The sequence below is a fragment of the Janthinobacterium sp. 78 genome, assembly GCF_003096775.1.
Lineage (GTDB): Bacteria > Pseudomonadota > Gammaproteobacteria > Burkholderiales > Burkholderiaceae_D > Janthinobacterium > Janthinobacterium tructae.
On record NZ_QENT01000001.1, the window covers coordinates 722,281 to 743,008 of the forward strand.

A 20,728-nucleotide genomic window follows, 5' to 3' on the forward strand; every position below is an offset into this window, starting at 1 on the left:
CCGGGGCGTAAGCATACGCCATTGCCCAGTGCGTTTGGACAAATTGTAGGGAGGGAATGTTGCTATTTCGCTGTAGGCGGCAGGGCCGCTTTCATCGCCTGCCAGTGCTGGCTGGTCAATGGGATGCAGGCGGGGCAGGGCGTGGCGGCGATCAGGCTCTCGATCTGCTGCGCGCGCGCCGCCGTTTGCGGGTGCGAAGAAATCCATCCCGGCACACTGGCCTTGTCTTTGTCATCGAGCTTCTGGAAAAAGCGCAGCATGCCGTCGGGACGGATGTGTGCGCGCTGCAAGGCGAGCAAACCCAGACGGTCCGCTTCCTCTTCCATATCGCGGCTGAAATACAGGGTGCCGGCCTGGTGCGCCAGCATGGCGGCCACGGCGCTGATGTCGCCGATGGTCACGCCCACCAGGGCGCCCCAGCCCAGGCTGCTGATCATTTGCCGCAGCGAATGGCGCTGTTCCACATGCTGTACTTCATGCGCGAGCACGCCGGCCAGCTCGCCCGGATCGCCCGCCTGGCGCAGCAAGCCCGTATGCACGACGATGATGCCGCCCGGCATGGCAAACGCGTTGACCGTGTCATCCTGCTTGACCAGCCAGCGGTACTGGTAGCGCGACCCCGCTGTCAGCTTGCGGCCGATCTCCTGCACTGTCTGCTGCGCCACGCCGTGCTCGCTGATGCCGCCCTGCGCGCGCACTTGCGCCAGGGCCAGTTCGCCCAGCTGCTTTTCCGTCGACAAGGGGATCCATCCGGCCAGCGCGCCGATGGCATGGCTGCCCTGCCACCACAGCAGGGCAGAGGCGACGACGGCCGCGCCCGTCAAGCCGGCCAGCCAGCCCGACACTTGCCGCCGGTTGCGCTGGCGCTCGCCCCACAGGCGCTGCAGTTGCGGCTGCAGCGCGGCTGGCGCTTCGCGCAAGACGATGGCGATGTCGCTCGCTGTCAGCGGCTTGAGCGAGGCTTGCCGCCCTTGTGCGTCGAGCCAGTTCAGGAACAGTTCCGGCCCATCGACACCGCCTACGCTGACGACCAGCTGCGCCACATCCACGTTATGGCCGGGTGCGTCGATGGCCAGCTGCCGGCCGAAAAAATGCGCGCCGACGGGTGTGCCGGCGGCGCCGCCCTCGGGACCGGTCAGCAGTGCCTGGAATGGCGTCATGCGGCCGCCTCGGCAAAGCGGCTTTCATACAAGGCCGCCATCAGGTCGGACTGGCTGATGATACCGGCCAGGCGCTCATCATCGTCGAGGATGGGAATATGGTGGTAGCCGGCGTCGGCCATCAGGGGCACCAGATCGATGATGGGCGTGCCCAGGCGGGCCGTGTGCGGCGACGACGTCATCAGCTGGCCCACCACCTCGGGCTTGTCGCTGTGGGACAGCCCGCTGCGCTGCAGCAAGCCGCGCAGGCGCTGGCGCATGCCCTGATAATCGTCGAGGCCGCCATGGCGCAGGAAATCCGTCTGCGTGATGATGCCGATGACGCGGCGTGCCCGGTTCAGCACGGGCAGGGCGCCCACATCGTGCTCGCGCATGGTGCGCCAGGCCACATCGAGCGGCGTGCCGAATTCCACGCTGAGCACATCCTTCGACATGATTTCGGCGCAGGTGACGACGCCGAAGCGGCGCTGGTAGGCGCGCATTTCCGTTTGCAGGAAGATCGCTTGCAAATCGTCGCGGCTGATGTCGAGCACTTCGCTGTGCTGGCGCAAGACGGCATCGAGGTCGTCCGGCGAAAAGCCGAGGCGGTTGCTGGGCACGTCATCCCTGGTGGCGTGCGGATGCGGCGCGACCAGTTGCTGGATGTGCGGGTAGCGGCGTCCCGTCAGGTTGTTGTACAGCACGGCGCAGGCGACCAGCACGGCGGAATTGAACAGCACGGTAATGAAGACGAATTCAAAGCCGGCCGCATGCACGCTGGCGCCACCGACGACGGTGGTGAGCGCCACGGCGCCGCCCGGCGGATGCAAGCAGCGCAGGGCAAACATGGCGCTGATGGCCAGGCAGGCCGCCAGCGCCGCCACGCCCACGCTGGACCCTAACCATTTGACGCAGGCCATGCCGACCAGGCCGGAGACGACGTTGCCGCCCACCACCGACCACGGTTGCGCCAGCGGGCTCGCTGGCAGGCAGAACAGCAGCACGGCCGAGGCGCCCATGGGCGCGATCAGGTAGACGCTGGCGCTGTCGGGGGCCAGCAGGAAATGGCAGATCAGGCCAGTGAGCAGCAAGCCGCAGATGGCGCCCGCGCAGGCGCGCAATTGTTCGCGGCGGCTGCCGTTGTTCGGTTGCGGCAGCCAGCGTGCCAGGAAAGAAGTCGTCATGGGGGAGGGCGCGTTCGGGCCGCGTTGCTCAGTGTGAGCCCGAGATTATCCCATGCGTTGCATTTCGCTGCCGGCGGGCATTAATCCTCGGCGCAGACGGCATGCAAGCCGTGTTGTTCCAGCAAGCTCCTGGCAGCTGCCACGGCGGACGGCGCCGGCTTGCTGCTGGCGCAGGCATAGATGTCATTGAGGACCGTCGCCGCATTCTTGTGTGTGACAGCGGCCATCAGCTCGGCCAGGTTGCGGTCGGAAAAGTGTTCGTACAGCAGGGCCAGCACGGGGACATACGCCGTGTCTGGCATGCCGCCGGGATAGGCGCTGCGCAGCATGCGCGCGGCGCCGGACAAAGTCGGGGGCAAGGTATCTGGCGTGCTCAAGCAGCTTCTCCATGGTGGTGCTGATACGCGCTTATACGTTTTCCGCATAAGCACAGTGCAATTAAATGGTGGAAATTTCCCACAAGCAGGCATATTCTAGACAATCACGCCCGCTGGCAACTGTTCAGCTGGCCTCACGATTTCTTTCAGGAGCCCTGCATGCGCCTTTCCATTCTTCTTGCCAGCCTGCTGCTTGCCGGCACCGCCATTGCCGCCGCCCCGACGCCAAGCAACCCGGTCGCCACGCCGCACTTGCCGTACAACGCGGCGGCCGACGCCAAAGCCGACGTGGCCCGCGCGCTGGCCGACGCCAAGGCGGCGCACGTGCCTGTCTTGCTGATCTTTGGCGCCAACTGGTGCGAGGATTGCCGTGCGCTCGACAAGGCATTGAAGGAAGGCAAGAACGCCGAGTTGATGCAACAGCAGTTCAAGGTCGTCAAGGTCGATGTGGGCAACTTCGACCATAACCTGGACGTGGCGCACGCCTATGGCAATCCGCTCAAGAAAGGCATCCCGGCTGCCGTGCTCGTATCGAGCGACAACAACCAGGTGCTGTACGCCACCAAGGGCGGCGAATTGGCGAATGCGCGCCGCATGAGTGAAAGCGGCATTTATGATTTCTTCAAGCAAGCGGCGAGCGTGAAAGCGCCGGCGATGTAATCCCCTTTAAAACTCTTCCCACGCATCGCTGGCCGGTGCTGTCGGGCGCGCGGCGGGGATCGCCGCTTTTGCCGTTAGCATGCGCGCCGGCTTGGGCTGCACGGGCTTGCGGGCCGGTTGTTGCAGTACTGCATGCCCCGTTTCTTCCAGCTTGAAGACGCTGACCACCTGCGCCAGCCGGCCTGCCTGGTCTTGCAAGGATTGGGCCGCCGCCGCCGCCTCTTCCACCAGGGCCGCGTTTTGCTGGGTGGCGTCATCCATCTGCGTGACGGTGGCATTGACTTGCGCGATGCCCTGGCTTTGCTCTTGGCTGGCCGAAGCGATTTCTCCCATCAGGTCGGCGACCCTCTGGACCGACACGACGATATCCTGCATGGTGGCGCCGGCGGAGTCGACCAGCTTGCTGCCGGCCTCCACCTTGCTGCCCGAGTCGACGATCAAGTCCTTGATTTCCTTCGCCGCCGCTGCCGAGCGTTGCGCCAGGTTGCGCACTTCTGTCGCCACTACGGCAAAGCCGCGGCCCTGTTCGCCCGCGCGCGCCGCCTCGACCGCCGCGTTCAGGGCGAGGATATTGGTTTGAAAGGCAATGCCGTCGATCACGCCGATAATGTCCGCGATCTTGCGCGAACTTTCTGTAATCGCACCCATCGTCTGCACGACTTGTCCGACCACTTCACCGCCCTTGACGGCGTGGCTTGAAGCCGATACCACCAGCTGGTTCGCCTGGCGCGCATTGTCCGCATTCTGTTTTACGGTCGACGTCAGTTCTTCCATGGCCGCCGCCGTCTCTTCCAGGCTCGATGCCTGGGCTTCCGTGCGCGCCGACAGGTCCAGGTTGCCCGACGCGATCTGGCTCGATGCGCTCGCAATGGCCCCGGTACTGTCGCGAACTTCGCGTATCGTCACGTTCAGTGAGGCGACGAAACGGTTGAAGGCGGCGGCCAGTGCGCCGACCTCGTCTTCCGATTCGACGGGCATGCGGCGGCTCAGGTCGCCGTTTCCGCTGGCGATCTCGCTGAGCATGTCCGCTGCGCGGGCGACGGGGGCGGCGATGGCGCGGCTGATGACATAAATGATGCACAGGGCGATGCCGCCACCGACCAGTGCGGCGATCAGTGCGGCGATCAGGGCCGACCGCGTGACATTGCCCAGCACTTCCGCTTCCGGCACTTCGGCCATCACATACAGATTCAATTCCGGCACGAAGGAGGCGGCGACGAGCTGCTTGCCGGCCGGCGCCGCATAACTGGCATAGGTGTATTTGTTGCCGGTCAGCAGAGTCTTGCTCAATGCTTCATTGAAGCCGGGCAAGTCCTTCAACTGATGCTTGCCGTCGGCCAGGGCCGGATCGCGGTGGATCAGCAGCTTGCCGTCGGCGCGCACCAGGTAGACATGGCCGGTCTGGCCGATCTTGTAGCTGCGGATGGTGTCGGCCATGGCATCGACGCTCAAGCCCATGCCTGCAATGACGGCCTTGCCACCGGCCGTCTGGCCCCGCGCATTCAGGAACAGCATGAAACTGCCCGAGGCTGGATCGCGGTCCAGATTGACCGTGTGCTGTTTGTTTTCGTCGAGCATGCTGAAGAACCAATGATCGGCTGGCTGTTGCTTGTCCAGTGTGCGGATCAGGCCCGCATCGGTCATGTACCTGGACGCAGTTTGCGAACTCCAGCTGACGACGGCTGCCTTGTTTTTTTCCTTGAGCATCTTCGCGTAGCGCTGGAAGGTCGGCAAGCCGCTGTCCGCCAGGTCCGCGTCTTCCCAGTCGTGCAAAAAGACATCGTTGGCCATCGTTTGCACGACCGACAGCGGTTGGTTGATCTGGCGCAGCACGTCGTTGCGGATTTCGCCCACCTGGGCTGGCAGTTCCTGGCCGACGACGCGCTCGCGCACATAGTCGCTGCTCATGCGCACGCTGAGGAAAGAGGAAATGCCCATGAACAGCAGCAGGCATAAGCCCATGCTGAACATCAGTTTTTTCTGGATGGAGAGGTGACGAAGCAGATGCATGGACGACCCTGGGAATGGGCCCGCGCGACCGGCAGAGGTTGCCGGACATGCACAGGCAAGTGCGCAGTATAGCGACCGATAGGGGGGCGATATGGGGGAAATAGGGTATTTAATTGATAGCCGTTGCTGTGTGGCAACGATCTCAGGATGTCAACATGCGTGATTTTCATGTGCGTTCATACGACGAGGAAAAACGTTCAGGCAGGCAAGCCGTGGGCGATCAATTCCAGCGGCAATTCCGTACTGCATTTGATTTGTTCCATGGAAAAGGCGGACGACACGCCCGTCAGTTGTACGGCCTTGATGAGCTTTTTATAGAAGGTATCGTAGCCCTTGATGTCGGTGGTGACGACTTTCAGCAGGTAGTCGATGTCACCGCTCATGCGGTGAAATTCCTGCACCTCGGGCAAGACGATGACGGCGGCGGCGAAGCGGCGCAGCCATTTTTCATCGTGCTGTCCCGTGCGCACGCTGACGAAAACCGTGACGGGCAAGCCCACTTTTTGCCGGTTGACGATGGCCACGCGGCTCTCGATATAGCCCTCTTCCTCCAGGCGCTTGACGCGCTTCCAGCAGGGCGTGCTGGACAGACCGATCTTCTCGCTGAGGGCGGCGATCGACAGGGTGCCGTCCTGCTGCAGGGCGGCCAGGATGGCGCAGTCGAATTTGTCGAGCGAGGTGTTTGGTGAATTCATTTTACCATTCCAGTTTTTATAGCATGAACATGCTGCATAGTAGCGTAGTTGCAGTGTCTTTTGGCATATCTTCACGGCAGCGTGCCGGTAAACTATCCATACGTTCCAGCTACTTGCGCTGCACCCTTTTTAGAGAATACTCAGATCGCCATCATGAAAGAAATCTACCTCGACAGCAATGCCACCACTTGCGTGCTGCCCGCCGCCGTTGCCGCGGCCAGACAAGCGATGGAGCAGGGCTATGGCAATCCCAGCAGCACTCACGCCACGGGATTGCAGGCCAAGGCCATGCTGGATGGGGTACGCCAGCGCGCCAGCGGCTTGCTGGGCGTGGGCGACGGCCGCTTGATGTTTAACAGCGGCGCCACCGAAGGCATCCAGACGGCCGTGCTGTCGGCCCTGTGCGCGCTGCGCGAACGGCGCGCTGCGGGCAAGCGCATCGGCAGCCTGCTGCTGTATGGCGCGACCGAGCACAAGGCCGTGCCAGAAAGCCTGGCGCACTGGAACCGGCTATTGGGTCTGAACCTGGAAGTGCGCAAGCTGCCCGTCGATGCAGAGGGGCGCCACGATCTGCAGGCGCTCGACGCGCTGATCGGCGACACGGCCATGCTGTGCACGATGGCGGCGAATAATGAAACGGGCGTCATCAGCGACCTGTCCGCCATCGCGCAACTGCTGCAGCATCGCGGTGCCGATGCCTACTGGATGGTCGATTGCGTGCAGGCGCTGGGCAAGTTGAAACTCAACCTGGCCGCCACGCGCATCGATTACGCGCCATTTTCCGGCCACAAGCTGTATGCGCCGAAGGGCATCGGCATGCTGTATGTGCGCGCCGGCGCGCCATTTACACCGTTGATGATGGGCGGCGGCCAGGAAGCGGGCCTGCGCTCGGGCACGGAGAACATGGCCGGCATTGCCGCCCTGGGCGCCGTGCTGGCTGCGCTCGATGATGGCAAGACCTTCCGCAGCCACGCGGAGCTGGTCGCTTTCCGCGCGCAGCTGATGACCAGCCTGGAGCGCGCTTTCCCCGGCATCGTGTTCAATATGCCGTTTGACTTGTCGCTGCCGACCACGCTCAATTTTTCCGTGCCGGGCCTGTCCTCGAAAGAGCTGCTGGACCTGTTCGACGCGGCGCGCGTGCGCGTCAGCTCGGGCAGCGCCTGTTCCGCTGCCAAGGCGCTGCCCAGTTATGTGCTCGAAGCGATGCACGTGCCGCAATGGCGCGCCAGCTCGGCCATCCGTTTGTCGTTCGGCCCCCAGATCGATGCGGCGACCATTACCGCCGCCTGCGCGCGCATCGAGCGCTGTGGTGAAGCGCTGCGCGGCAGTTGCCTGTTGCCATCGGCGCTGGCGCCATCGCCGCAGGACGGCGTGCAGGACGGCGTAATCCAGCTCAGCGTCGATGGCCAGTGCACCTGGCTGCTCAGCGACGCTGCCAGCGCCAGTTGCGTCGTCATCGATCCCGTCGCCGCGCTCGTGCCGCGCCTGGCCGCCTTCATCCGTTGCCAGCACCTGGCCTTGCGCGCCATCGTGCACACGACGGCGCCAGCCGACCATGGCGTGGCGCGCCTGGCCTTGCTGCAGGAACTCGCTATCGAACAAGTCGGTCACGTCGATATCGACGGTGAGCTGGCACTGGGCCAGCAGCGTTTGCGCCGCGTCGAGTGCGGCGAAAACCATGTGTATCTGCTGGGGCAGCGCTTCGCCTTCATCGGCACCCTGGCGCCCGAGGCGCTGACGCCTTTGCTGGATGCGGCGCTGCTGACGCCGGACACCGTGCTGTGCGGCGCACGCGACGATGGCAGCATCTGCTGCACCGTGCGCGCCGTACGCGCAGGCGCAGCCCCTACGAGTGAGTTGCAGCTCGATGCGGCCAGCTTGCCCGCCTTCCTGCGCCAGCATCCCGACGCCATCCTCGTCGACGTGCGCGAAGCGTATGAACACGCGGCTTGCGCCGGAACCGTGTTCGAGGGCTGCGCCGTGCACAGCGTACCGCTGAGTCGCCTGGCGGGGCAGGTGGCCGCATGGCTGCAGCAGCCTCAATGCCCGCTGATCTTTTTCTGCCGCAGCGGTAACCGCAGCGCGCGCGCTAGCGCCTGTCTGCGCCGCCTGGGCCATGCTGCTGCATGGCAGCTCAACGGCGGCATGGCGATGGCGGAAGCGACGCGCCACCCGCTGGCCATCGCGGCTTGACGGGGCTGAAATTTCTCCTCTGGAATATTGCACCGTGCCATCACCGGCACGGTGCAAGCTATTCGTTTCCTAACGGCATTTTTTTGCTGTCCAGTCCGCAAATTTCTTTGCCGACACGCTGCCAATGCGTCGGCTATGTACGCTAGCGCACGGTCTTGCGCGCAGGGCGCACCTACGATGAAGTTCAGAAAATCTCCCTATACCCTGAGATTCGTCGCAACGCTCCGGCGCTTCGCTTTCCGTCTTCGCCAGTGTCCGATCGTGTTCTTCCAGACTTGGCCAGCGTGACGGTGGCCGCTGGCTGCCTGCGCGCACCTAGCGAGGCCAAGTTGAAAGAGTACACCGCAGTCGTCACGCAGCAGATCAAGGAACAGCTTTCCAAATTCAAGGAAATCTTCCGCGACCATCCCCTTGCACCGGACAGTTTCGACGCTGCGCGCGACGATGCCTTGCCCCTGCGGTCCGAGTTATTCAGTGCCATGCAGATGGCCGCCCACGGCAAGCACGTGGCCGCCGGCCACGCGGTGGGCAAGCACCATGGCCGCGACCGCCTGCTGGCGCGCCTGGCCGATAATGCGGCCCTGATCACGGCCACCGTCAACGAGCTGACGGCCACGGTGAAAAGCGGACGCCAGGTTACGCCCGCCTCGGAATGGCTGCTGGATAATTTTTACCTGATCGAAGAGCAGATCCGCACCACGCGGCGCCACCTGCCGAAGAACTACAGCAAGGAGCTGCCACGACTGACGTCGGGCGTGGACGCGGGCTGCCCGCGCGTGTATAAAATTGCGCTGGAAATCATCTCGCATGGCGATGGCCGGGTCGACCTGGAAAACCTGTGTCACTTCGTCGAGGCTTACCAGGACGTCGCCACGCTCACGCTGGGTGAACTGTGGGCCGTTCCCATCATGCTGCGCCTGGCCCTGATCGAAAACCTGCGCCGCGTCGCTGCGCGCGTGGCCGACGACCGCATGCAGCGCGACCTGGCCAATACCTGGGCCGACCAGATGATGGACATCGCCGAGCGCAATCCCAGCGGCTTGATCCTGCTGGTAGCCGACATGGCCCGTTCGAATCCGCCGTTGACCAGCGCCTTCGTGGCCGAATTGTCGCGCCGCCTGCAGGGACAAAGTTCCTCGCTGACCCTGGCCCTGTCGTGGCTGACGCACAAGCTGGCCGAGTCGGGCCTCACCATCGAGCAGCAGATCCAGTCCGAGATCGGGCAGCAGGCGGCCGACCAGGTGTCGATCGCCAACAGCATCGGCAGCCTGCGTTTTCTCGGTACCATGGATTGGCAGGAATTCGTCGAGACCATGAGCGTCGTCGAGCAAACCTTGCGCCTGGACCCGGCCGGCACGTATGGCTTGATGGATTTCGCCACGCGCGACAGCTACCGCCACGCCATTGAACGCATCGCCAGGCGCAGCGCGCGCAGCGAAGTGGACGTCGCCGAGATGGTGGTGCAGCTGGCGCATACGCACGGCAACGGCAATGACGCGCGCCGTGGCCACATCGGCTTTTACCTGGTGGGACGCGGCGTGCTGGTGCTGGAAAAGCTGGCCGGCGCGAAGCTGCCTTTCATCGAAGCGCTGCAGCATACGGCGCGCGCCGCGCCGCTGGCCGTCTACCTTGGGGCCATCTCGTTCCTGACCCTGGCGACGAGCGCATTGTTGCTCGAGCGCGCCGTGCGCCATGGCGTGCAGGGCTGGCCCCTGGCGGCACTGGGCGTGCTGGCGCTGCTGGGCAGCAGCCAGCTGGCCGTGGCCGTGGTGAACTGGCTGGCGACCCTGATGACGTCGCCCCATCCGCTGCCGCGCATGGATTGCCAGGCTGGCATTCCGTCGGACGGGCGCGGCATCGTGGTGGTGCCGACCCTGATCTACAGCGCGGACAACGTGGCGGCCCTGTGCGAGGCGCTGGAAGTGCGTTATCTCGCCAACCGCGATCCGAACCTGCGTTTCTGCCTGCTGACGGATTTTGTCGATGCGTCCGCGCAAACGATGCCGGACGACGAAGCCTTGCTGCGCCAGGCGCAGGACACCATCCGTGGCTTGAACGACAAGTACCGCGTGGAAGGCGCCGAGTGCAAGGACAATGGCGAACCGGCCGACCCCGAAGAACTGGGCCAGGTGGGGCCGTTCCTGCTGCTGCACCGTCCGCGCCTGTGGAATTCGCAGCAGAATGCGTGGATGGGGCAGGAGCGCAAGCGCGGAAAATTGTCCGACCTGCACGCGTTTTTGCGCGGCGGGGCACGCGACAAATTCTCACTGGTGGAAGGCGAGCTGCGCGGCCTGCGCACCATCAGATACGTGATCACGCTCGACACCGATACGCAGCTGCCGCGCGACGCGGCGCGCGAATTCATCGCCACCATGATGCACCCGCTGAACCGTCCCGTGCTGGACGCGGCCGGCACGCGCGTGGTGGCCGGCTACGGCATCCTGCAGCCGCGCGTGGCCGTGGCGCTGCCCAGCGCGAATGCCTCGCGCTACGAACTGCTGTGCGGTGGCGAGCCGGGCATCGATCCCTACACGCGCACCGTCTCCGACCTGTACCAGGACGTATTTTACGAGGGCTCCTTCATCGGCAAGGGCATCTACGACCTCGACATGTTCGAGCGCGTGCTGGGCCAGCGCCTGCCCGACAATAAAATCCTCAGCCACGACCTGCTCGAAGGCTGCTACCTGCGCGCCGGCTTGCTCAGCGACTCGCAGCTGTATGAGGAATACCCGGCCCGCTACGACGCCGACGTGAGCCGCCGCCAGCGCTGGATACGCGGCGACTGGCAGCTGATCGGCTGGTTGCTGGGCCGCGTGCCGGGCCGCGCCGGCAAGCGCGAACGCAATCCCCTGTCGATGCTGTCGCGCTGGAAGCTGTTCGACAACCTGCGCCGCAGCATCGTGGCGCCGGCCACCACCGTGTCGCTGCTGCTGGTGTGGGGTTTCTTGCCGCACGTGGTTTTCTGGAGCGTGGCGGTGCTGGCCATCATCTTCCTGCCGCCCGTTTTTTCGGCCCTGTACGATCTGCTGCGCAAACCGCGCGACACCCTGTGGCGCCAGCATCTGGCCGCGTTCGAGCGGCGCTGCGGCGTGCAGTTTTCGCATGCCATGCTGACCCTCGTCTTCCTGCCGTACGAAGCGTGGATCAGCCTCGATGCCATCGCCCGCACCCTGTGGCGTCTGGGCGTGTCGCACAAGCATTTGCTCGACTGGCGTGCCTCGAACCTGCATACGTCTTCCGGCTCGCAGGCAGACAGCTGGCGCGCCATGTGGTGCTCGCCCGCGCTGGCGCTGGCCACCTTTGCCGCCTTGCTGCACTGGCGCCCGGCAGCGTTGCCGGCTGCCGCCGTGGTGCTGCTGCTCTGGCTGGCCGCACCTGCCATCGCCTGGTGGATCAGCCGCCCCATCGAACGGGCCGTGGCGCGCCTGTCGGCCGAGCAGGGACGTTTCCTGCATGGCGTGGCGCGCAAGACCTGGGCCTATTTCGAGACCTTCGTCGGACCGGACGACCACTGGCTGCCGCCCGATAACATGCAGGAACATCCGAACCTGGTGGTGGCGCACCGCACCTCGCCGACGAATATCGGCCTGGCCCTGCTGGCCAACCTGACGGCCTACGATTTCGGCTATGTCACCATGGGCCAGTTGATCGAGCGCAGCCGCGCCACCTTGCACAGCATGGGGGAGCTGGAGCGCTTCCAGGGGCATTTCTACAACTGGTACGACACGCAAACGCTCAAGGCGCTGCAGCCCATGTACATCTCGACGGTCGACAGCGGCAATCTGGCCGGCCATCTGCTGACCTTGCAGCCCGGCCTGGTGGAACTGTATGACGCGCCCATCATGGGGCCACAGATCGTGGACGGCATCCGCACGACGGCGCAGGTACTGCAGGAATTCATTGCCGCGGAAGGCGAAGACAAGGCGGTGCGCGCGTCGCTGGCGCTGCTGCAGATGCCGGCCGCGCCAGCCAGCCTGCCCGAATGGCATGCCTACCTGAGTGCCGCGAATGGCGCGGCCGACGCGCTGTTGTCGCTGACCCTGCAAAGCGACGATGGCGAGCTGGCCATGTGGAGCGGAGCGCTGGCGCGCCAGTGCCGCGCGGCGCTGGCCGAGTTGCTGCAACTGGCGCCATGGGCGGCACAGGCAGGCCTCGATACGGCGTGGCTGCGCGTGCCGACCCTGCGCGAACTGGCCAATCTGGAGACGCCGGAAGGCTTGCCTTCCGAGCTGGCCGCATGGCTGGCGCAAGGCCGCGAACAGGCGGGCCGCCACATGCGCGACATCGCCCACGCGGCCGGCCAGGCACGCGATTTCGCACAGATCGAATACGCGTTTCTGTACAACCCGTCGACCAAACTGCTGGCCATCGGCTACAACGTCAGCGAACGGCGCCTCGACCCCAGCTACTACGATTTATTGGCTTCCGAAGTGCGCCTGGCCAGCTTCATCGCCATCGCCCAGGGCCAGTTGCCGCAGGAGCACTGGTTCGCGCTGGGCCGCCAGCTGTGCATGGTGGCGGGCCAGCCCGTGCTGCTGTCGTGGAGCGGCTCGATGTTCGAGTATCTGATGCCGCTGCTGGTGATGCCGAATTATCCGAACACCCTGCTCGACCAGACCTACCACTCCGTCATCGAGGCGCAGATCGACTATGGCCGCCAGCGCGACGTGCCGTGGGGGATTTCCGAATCCGGCTACAACACGGTCGACGCCAGCTTGAATTACCAGTACCGCGCCTTTGGCGTGCCGGGGCTGGGCCTGAAGCGGGGCCTGGCCGACGACCTGGTGGTGGCGCCATACGCCAGCATGATGGGGCTGATGGTGCAGCCGGAAGCGTCGTGCCAGAACCTGCAGCGCATGCAGGCGGCCGGCTACATGGGCCGCTACGGCTTCTTTGAAGCCATCGATTTCACCACCGCGCGCCTGCCGCGCGGACAGGTTAGCGCCGTCATCCGCTCGTTCATGGTGCATCACCAGGGCATGGGCTTTTTGGCCCTCAGCTACCTGCTGCACGACCGCCCCATGCAGCGTCGCTTCGAGTCCGATCCGCTGCTGCAATCGGCCTTGCTGGTGCTGCAGGAGCGTACGCCGCAAGCCGGGGCGTTTTATTCGAACACGGCCGAACTGGCGGTGCTGCGCAGCGGCGCGTCCGAGCAGTCCATGCCGATGCGCATCCTCACGCAGGCCAACAGCGCCGTGCCCGAAACGCAGCTGCTGTCGAATGGCCGCTACCACGTCATGGTGAGCAATGCGGGCGGCAGCTACAGCCGCTGGAAAGACTTGTCCGTGACGCGCTGGCGCGAGGACAGCACGCGCGATAACTGGGGCAATTTCTGTTATTTGCGCGACCTCGACGACGGTGCCGTCTGGTCCACCATGTACCAGCCGACCCTGGTCGAACCGAAGAAGTACGAAGTGATTTTCTCCGAGGGGCGCGCGGAATTTCGCCGTGCCGACCATGGCCTGGACCTGTACACGGAAATCGTCGTCTCGCCCGAGGACGACATCGAAATCCGCCGCACGCGCATCAGCAATAATTCGAACCGCCAGCGGCGCATCGAGATCACCAGTTTTGCCGAAGTGGTGATGGCGCCGGCGGCAGCCGATGCGGCGCATCCCGCGTTCAGCAAGCTGTTCGTGCAGACGGAAATCCTGGCGCATGAAAATGCGATTTTATGCACGCGCCGGCCCCGCTCGAAAGACGAGCCGATGCCGTGGCTGCTGCATGTGATGACGGTGCACGATATCGAACACTATGCCGTGTCGTTCGAGACGGACCGCGCGCGCTTCATCGGCCGCGGCAACACGGCGCAGCTGCCGCAGGCGCTGCAGGACAGCGGTCCGCTCGGTGGCGGCCACGGTTCCGTGCTCGACCCCATCGTGGCCATCCGCTACGTCATCACGCTCGAACCGGACCAGGCGGTCACGGTCGATAGCGTGACCGGCATGGTGGAACAGCGCGAGGCGGCGCTGCACCTGATCGACAAATATCAGGATCGCCATCTGGCCGACCGCGTGTTCGAACTGGCCTGGACGCACAGCCAGGTGGTGCTGCGCCAGTTGAATGCCAGCGAAGCGGACGCGCAGTTGTATGCACGCCTGGCCAATGCCGTGATCTACCCGAATGCGGCCCTGCGCGCCGAGGCCGGCATCCTGATCAAGAACCAGCGCGGCCAGTCCGGCCTGTGGGCGTATGCCATTTCCGGCGACCTGCCCATCGTGCTGCTGCAGATACGCGACGCGGCCAATATCGAACTGGCGCGCCAGATGGTGCAGGCGCATGCCTACTGGCGCCTGAAAGGATTGATCGTCGACCTGGTGATCTGGTACGAGGAACAGTCGGGCTACCGCCAGCTGCTGCATGACCAGATCATGGGCCTGATCGCCTCGGGCATCGATGCGCAGGCGATCGACCGCCCGGGCGGCATTTTCGTGCGCCTGGCCGAGCAGATTGCCAACGAAGACCGCATCTTGCTGCAATCGGTGGCGCGCGCCATCATCAGCGACTTGCGCGGCACCCTGGCCGAGCAGGTCAAGCGCCCGCCCAGCCCTGTGCTGCGCATGCCGCCGCTGCTGCAGGATACTGCCCGCGAACAGGGCAGCGTGCCGCACCGCGCCGCACCGCGCGAACTGATCCTGGAAAATGGCCTCGGTGGTTTTACACCCGATGGGCGCGAATACGTGATCACCACAGGCGAAGGCACACAGACACCGGCGCCCTGGTCGAACGTGCTGGCCAATGCGCAATTCGGCACCGTGGTGTCGGAAGGCGGCCAGGCGTATACGTGGAGCGAGAATGCGCATGAATTCCGCCTCACGCCATGGCAGAACGACCCCGTTTCTGACCTGTCCGGCGAAGCGTTTTATGTGCGCGACGAGCAAACCGGCCAGTTCTGGTCGCCATCGGCCCTGCCGGCGCGCGGCAGCGGCGACTACGTGACGCGCCACGGCTTTGGCTACAGCATTTTTGAACACATCGAGGGCGGTATCGCCACCGAACTGTGCACCTATGTGGCGCTGGACGCGGCCGTCAAATATTCGGTGATCAAGGTGCGCAACGACAGCGGCGTGCCGCGCCGCCTGTCCGTCACCGGCTACGTGGAATGGGTGCTGGCCGACCTGCGCGCCAAGTCCTGCATGCACGTGGCCACCGAAGTCGACACCATCAGCGGTGCGCTGTTTGCGCGCAATAACTACAACACGGAGTTTTCAGGCCGTGTCGGCTTTTTCAATACCGACGCCAGCATCCGTTCGATTACCTGCGACCGCAATGAATTCATCGGCCGTAACGGCAGTCTGGCGCAGCCGGCGGCGCTACGGCGCGTGCGCCTGTCCGGCAAGGCGGGCACGGGGCTGGATCCTTGCGCAGCGATCCAGGTGCCGTTTGAACTGCAGCCGGGGCAGGAGCGCGAAATCGTCTTCCTCCTCGGCGTGGGCGGGCGCCGCAATGCCGACGCCAGTACCATGGTACAGCGCCATGCGGGCAAGGATGCGGCCCGCATGGCGCTCGACGCCGTGCGCGCACACTGGGAAAGCACGCTGGGCGCCGTGCGCATCGAAACGCCCGATCCATCGCTGGACGTGATCGCCAATGGCTGGCTGATGTACCAGACCATCGCCTGCCGCCTGTGGGCGCGCAGCGGCTATTACCAGTCGGGCGGCGCGTATGGCTTCCGCGACCAGTTGCAAGATGCGATGGCCATGATCCACACGGCGCCGCAACTGCTGCGCAATCACTTGCTGCTGTGCGCGGCGCACCAGTTTGTCGAAGGCGACGTACAGCATTGGTGGCATCCGCCGTCGGACCGGGGCGTGCGCACGCACTGCTCCGATGATTACCTGTGGCTGCCGCTGGCCGCCTGCCGCTATGTGATTGCCACGGGCGATGTCAACGTGCTGTCCGAAGTGGCGCCCTTCATCGAGGGACGCGCTGTCAAGCCGGAAGAGGATTCCTATTACGACTTGCCCGTGCGTTCGGGCGAGTCGGCCGACCTGTACGAGCACTGCGTGCGCGCCATCCGCCACGGCTTGCGCCTGGGCGTGCACGGCTTGCCCCTGATGGGCTCCTGCGACTGGAATGACGGCATGGACAAGGTGGGCGAACACGGCAAGGGCGAGAGCGTGTGGCTGGCCTTCTTCCTGTACGAAGTGCTGCAGCGCTTCGCCGAGGTGGCCGTGCTGCGCGGCGACGCCGCATTCGCCCAGTTCTGCCGCGACGAAGCCGTGAAACTGGCGGCCAATGTCGAGGAGCATGCGTGGGATGGCGAGTGGTACCGGCGTGCCTACTTCGACGACGGCACCCCCTTGGGTTCGCACACCAACGAGGAATGCCAGATCGATTCGATTTCGCAAAGCTGGGGCGTGCTGTCGGGCGCGGCCAACCAGGAGCGCGTGACCGGCGCCATGCGCCAGGTCGATGCGCGCCTGGTGCGCCGAGATTCCGGCGTGATCCAGCTGCTCGATCCGCCGTTCGACAAATCCGATCTCAATCCCGGCTATATCCGCGGCTATGTGCCGGGCGTGCGCGAGAACGGCGGTCAGTACACGCATGCGGCCATCTGGACGGCGATGGCGTTTGCCCGCATGGGCGATGGCGAAAAGGCGTGGGAACTGCTGCGCATGATCAATCCCGTACGCCATGGCGCCGATGCGCAGGCGGTGCAACGCTACAAGGTCGAGCCGTATGTGGTGACGGCCGACGTGTATGCCGTGGCGCCGCATGTGGGGCGCGGCGGCTGGAGCTGGTACACGGGATCGTCGGGCTGGCTGTACCGGCTGATCGTCGAATCGCTGCTGGGCTTGACGCGCGAAGCGAACGTGCTGCGCCTGCTGCCGACCATGCCGGCCGAATGGGACAGCTTCAAGCTGCATTACCGCTTCGGCGCCAGCAGCTATGCCATCACGGTGGAAAAGGCACAGGGGCGGCCCGCAGGATTGTCGCTCGATGGCGTGGCGCAGGAGGGCAACAGCATCGCCCTGCGTGACGACGGCCGCGAGTATGCGGTGCTATTGCTGGTGTAGTCTTGCCCACGTCTCAAGAAAGCGCGCTGACCGTTCAGGATCAGCGCGCCGGTATGCATGTCGCCGAGATTGGTCAGAAGCCCAGAGCCGCGCCCGCGCCCAGCAGGGTTGCCACGCCCAGCACGGCAAACACCAGCGCCGCGATGCCGTGCACCAGGCGCAGCGACACGCGGTTGGCGATCTTGTCGCCCAGGTACACGGCCGGCACGTTGGCCAGCATCATGCCGAAGGTGGTGCCCAGCACGACGGAAACAATGTCGTGGTAGCGCGCTGCCAGCGCCACCGTGGCCACCTGCGTTTTATCTCCCATTTCCGCCATGAAGAAGGTGATCAGGGTGGTCAGGAAGACGCCATACTTGGCCAGCTTCGTTTCGTCTTCATCGAGCTTGTCGGGGATCAGGGTCCAGGCGGCCATCGCCAGGAACGATACGCCGAGTACCCAGCGCAGCACGTCGGGCCCCAGCATGCTGGTGATCCAGGCGCCGACGGCGGCGGCAAACGCGTGGTTGGCGACGGTGGCGACGAAAATCGCCAGCACGATGGGCAAAGGCTTGCGGAATTTGGCGGCCAGCAAAAAGGCCAGGAGTTGGGTTTTGTCGCCGATTTCAGCGAGACCGACGATGCCGGTGGAGATGAGGAATGCTTCCATGAGATTGCAAGAGGTACGCGGGCCGGACGAATTAACCAATGATCCATGGGCGACTCCGGCCCATGCGGCCGCCCTGGATCAATGGTCTCGTCAAGTTCTGCAACCACCTGCACCATGGCCTGCGGGCCAATTATGTTGATACAGGTTCCCGCGGCAAGACCGCGAGACGACTACTCCCCAATGTTCGAGGCGCATCATACGCCAATGCCCGTGCCGGCGCCAGTGCTGCCGGGGCATGGCACTGCCTGGTGTGTGGGACTTCCACAACAATGAGCGCTTTGCAAACAGACTCGACTTAGAATGCAGTCTGTCCACCACTTCCAGATGGAATGCGCCATGCCGGTCCTTGTCCGCTTGCTTGCCTTGTGTTTGACCTTGTTTGCTCCCTTGCCCGGCCTGTGCGCCGCCGCGCCCTTCGACGACAAGTTCCGCCAACTGGAAGAATTGCTGCCCACGCCGAATAACTACCGCACCGCATCTGGTGCGCCGGGCCACGCCTACTGGCAGCAGCGCGCCGATTACGTGATCCGCGCCACCTTGGACGAAGCGCGCCGCGAAATCACGGCCAGCGAGCAGATCACCTATCACAACCGCTCGCCGGACAGCCTCGCGTATCTGTGGCTGCAACTGGACCAGAATGGCTTGCGCCAGGATGCGGACCAGCGCCGCGTATTGAGCGCGCCGTCGCGCCAGGCCTGGCTCAGCGGCACCGAAGAGGAAGCGCTGAAATTCGAAGACTTGCGCGCCCTCCATGCGGGGCGGGAATTTGACGGCGGCTTCAAGCTCACCGCCGTGAAAGCGGCCAGCGGCAAGCCGCTGCCGTATGTGGTCAACCAGACCATGCTGCGCATCGATTTGCCGGTGGCGCTGGCGCCCGGCCAGAGCATCAGCTTTGGCATCGACTGGTCCTACAAAATCAATGACCAGAAGGTGCTGGTCGAGCGCTCCGGCTATGAATATTTTGAAGAGGACAAGAACACGATTTTCCAGATCGCCCAATGGTTCCCGCGCATGGCCGCGTATTACGATGCCGTCGGCTGGCAGCACAAGCAATTCCTCGGCTCCGGTGAATTCACGCTGGAATTTGGCGACTACGAACTGTATCTGACGGTGCCGGGCGACCACGTGGTGGCCGCCACGGGCGAACTGCAAAATCCTGCGGCCGTGTTGAGCGCGGCACAGCGCGAGCGGCTTGCGCGGGCGAAAAACAGCAATACGCCGCTGCTGGTGATCACACCCGCCGAAGCGCTGGCGGCGGAAAAGGGCCGCGCGGCGGGGATGAAAACCTGGCATTTCAAGGCGGCCAATGTGCGCGACGTGGCGTGGGCCTCGAGCCGCAAGTTCATCTGGGATGCGCAGGGGCTGGACAGCGGCGGCAAGCGCGTGATGGCCATGTCGTATTACCCGAACGAGGGCAACCCGCTGTGGCAGCAGTACAGCACGCGCGCCGTCGTGCACGCGATCGAGCAGTACAACAAATACAGTTTCGACTATCCGTATCCGAATGCGATCTCCGTCAACGGCGCCGTGGGCGGCATGGAGTATCCGATGATTGCGTTCAATGGCGGGCGTCCCGTGAAGGACAAGAAGACGGGTGAACTCACGTATTCGAAGACGGCGAAATATGACCTGATCGGCGTGATCATCCATGAAGTGGGGCACAATTATTTTCCCATGATCGTCAACTCGGACGAGCGCCAGTGGACGTGGATGGACGAGGGCCTCAATTCCTTCCTGCAGTACCTGGCCGAGCAGGCGTGGGAAGAGCATTTCCCATCCTGGAATGGCGAGCCGCGCAAGATCGTCGACTACATGCGCAGCCAGAACCAGGTGCCCATCATGACCAATTCCGAGTCCTTGCTGCAGTTCACGGCGAACGCCTACGACAAGCCGGCCACGGCGCTCAACATCTTGCGTGAAACCATCTTAGGGCGCGAGCTGTTCGACTTCGCCTTCAAGCAGTACGCCCTGCGCTGGAAGTTCAAGCGCCCGACGCCGGCCGACTTTTTCCGCACGATGGAAGACGCTTCCGGCACGGACCTGGACTGGTTCTGGCGCGGCTGGTTTTATACCACCGACGCGGTCGACATCAGCATCGACGGCATCAGCGAATATGGCGTGAGCACGAAGAATCCGGAGGTCGAAAAAGCGTGGAAGAAGGCGCAGAAGGCCGCGCAGCCGATTTCGATCTCGGACCAGCGCAACAAGACGCTGCCGAAGAAGGTGGAGCTGGACCCCGCGCTGAAGGATTTCTATAACCGGCATGATGAATTCACGGTCACCAACAAGGACCGCAACAGCTATGCGGAAGAGCAGGAGGCGCTGGAGCCGTGGGAGCGAAAGCTGCTGGAGCAGCATAACCTGGGCAAGCATCTGTACCTGGTCGACTTTTCGAATATTGGCGGCCTGGTGATGCCGCTGATCCTGGAAATCGAACTGAAAAGCGGCAAGAAGATCATCGAACGCGTGCCGGCCGAAGTGTGGCGCTATGCGCCGCACAAGATCAGCAAGGTCATCGTCACGGACGAGCCGATGGTGGGGCTGGTGCAAGACCCGTACTGGGAGACGGCCGATATCGACACCAGCAACAACGCCTGGCCGCGAAAAATCACGCCATCGCGCCTGGAATTGTTCAAGCTGGACCGTGACAAGAACAACCTGATGAAAGATTTTAATACGCCGCTGAAGGCACCCGAGGCCAAGCCCGAAGTCCAGCCAGATACGAAATAGGAAAAAAGCGCCGGCCAGCCCGGCGCTTTTTTCTGCCGGCCTGCGCCGGAAGTGCTATTCTGCGCGACGCC

At 64.1% G+C, this 20,728-nt stretch carries 10 protein-coding genes and 1 riboswitch; of the genes, 4 read left to right on the forward strand and 6 right to left on the reverse strand.

Annotation, left to right across the window (positions count from 1 at the left end; translation table 11 throughout):
* Positions 1-62: 62 nt before the first annotated feature.
* The 3 genes from C8C92_RS03155 to C8C92_RS03165 form a co-directional block, all read right to left on the reverse strand.
* Complete coding sequence (locus C8C92_RS03155; protein ID WP_116743000.1) at positions 63-1,160, reverse strand: M48 family metallopeptidase; 1,098 nt, start codon at positions 1,158-1,160, stop codon at positions 63-65.
* Positions 1,157-2,323: an HPP family protein gene (locus C8C92_RS03160; RefSeq protein WP_116743001.1), complete on the reverse strand. Its 1,167-nt coding sequence runs from the start codon at positions 2,321-2,323 to the stop codon at positions 1,157-1,159. The genes C8C92_RS03155 and C8C92_RS03160 overlap by 4 nt, the downstream gene beginning before the upstream one ends.
* A gap of 80 nt (positions 2,324-2,403) precedes the next feature.
* Positions 2,404-2,700: a DUF3349 domain-containing protein gene (locus tag C8C92_RS03165; RefSeq protein WP_165829253.1), complete on the reverse strand. Its 297-nt coding sequence runs from the start codon at positions 2,698-2,700 to the stop codon at positions 2,404-2,406.
* Positions 2,701-2,859: 159 nt separating this feature from the next.
* Here C8C92_RS03165 and C8C92_RS03170 point away from each other — a divergent pair, with 159 nt between their 5' ends.
* A complete protein-coding gene (locus C8C92_RS03170) occupies positions 2,860-3,360 on the forward strand; it encodes a thioredoxin family protein (protein WP_099760951.1) in 501 nt (166 codons plus the stop codon).
* Between the two features lie 6 nt (positions 3,361-3,366).
* On the opposite strand, the gene C8C92_RS03175 is transcribed toward C8C92_RS03170, so the two are convergent.
* Positions 3,367-5,370 (reverse strand): methyl-accepting chemotaxis protein, encoded by a 2,004-nt coding sequence (locus C8C92_RS03175; protein ID WP_243420098.1) that lies wholly within the window; start codon positions 5,368-5,370, stop codon positions 3,367-3,369.
* Positions 5,371-5,567: 197 nt separating this feature from the next.
* Positions 5,568-6,065: an Lrp/AsnC family transcriptional regulator gene (locus C8C92_RS03180; RefSeq protein WP_034783259.1), complete on the reverse strand. Its 498-nt coding sequence runs from the start codon at positions 6,063-6,065 to the stop codon at positions 5,568-5,570.
* A gap of 153 nt (positions 6,066-6,218) precedes the next feature.
* Here C8C92_RS03180 and C8C92_RS03185 point away from each other — a divergent pair, with 153 nt between their 5' ends.
* Positions 6,219-8,258, forward strand: a complete 2,040-nt coding sequence (locus C8C92_RS03185) for an aminotransferase class V-fold PLP-dependent enzyme (protein WP_116743004.1) — start codon at positions 6,219-6,221, stop codon at positions 8,256-8,258.
* Positions 8,259-8,743: 485 nt separating this feature from the next.
* The gene (locus tag C8C92_RS03190; protein WP_243420387.1) at positions 8,744-17,278 is read left to right on the forward strand and encodes a glucoamylase family protein; all 8,535 of its coding nucleotides are present in this window, start codon (positions 8,744-8,746) and stop codon (positions 17,276-17,278) included.
* A 73-nt stretch (positions 17,279-17,351) separates the two neighbouring features.
* Here C8C92_RS03190 and C8C92_RS03195 read toward each other — a convergent pair whose 3' ends face one another.
* Positions 17,352-17,927 carry a TMEM165/GDT1 family protein gene (locus C8C92_RS03195; protein ID WP_116743005.1) on the reverse strand — a complete coding sequence of 192 codons (576 nt, stop codon included), beginning with the start codon at positions 17,925-17,927 and terminating at the stop codon, positions 17,352-17,354.
* A gap of 9 nt (positions 17,928-17,936) precedes the next feature.
* Positions 17,937-18,118: riboswitch (yybP-ykoY riboswitch) on the reverse strand.
* Positions 18,119-18,263: 145 nt separating this feature from the next.
* On the opposite strand from C8C92_RS03195, the gene C8C92_RS03200 reads away from it, so the two are divergent.
* Positions 18,264-20,657, forward strand: coding sequence for a M1 family aminopeptidase (locus tag C8C92_RS03200; protein WP_099760946.1), 2,394 nt, complete (start codon positions 18,264-18,266; stop codon positions 20,655-20,657).
* Positions 20,658-20,728: the final 71 nt, after the last annotated feature.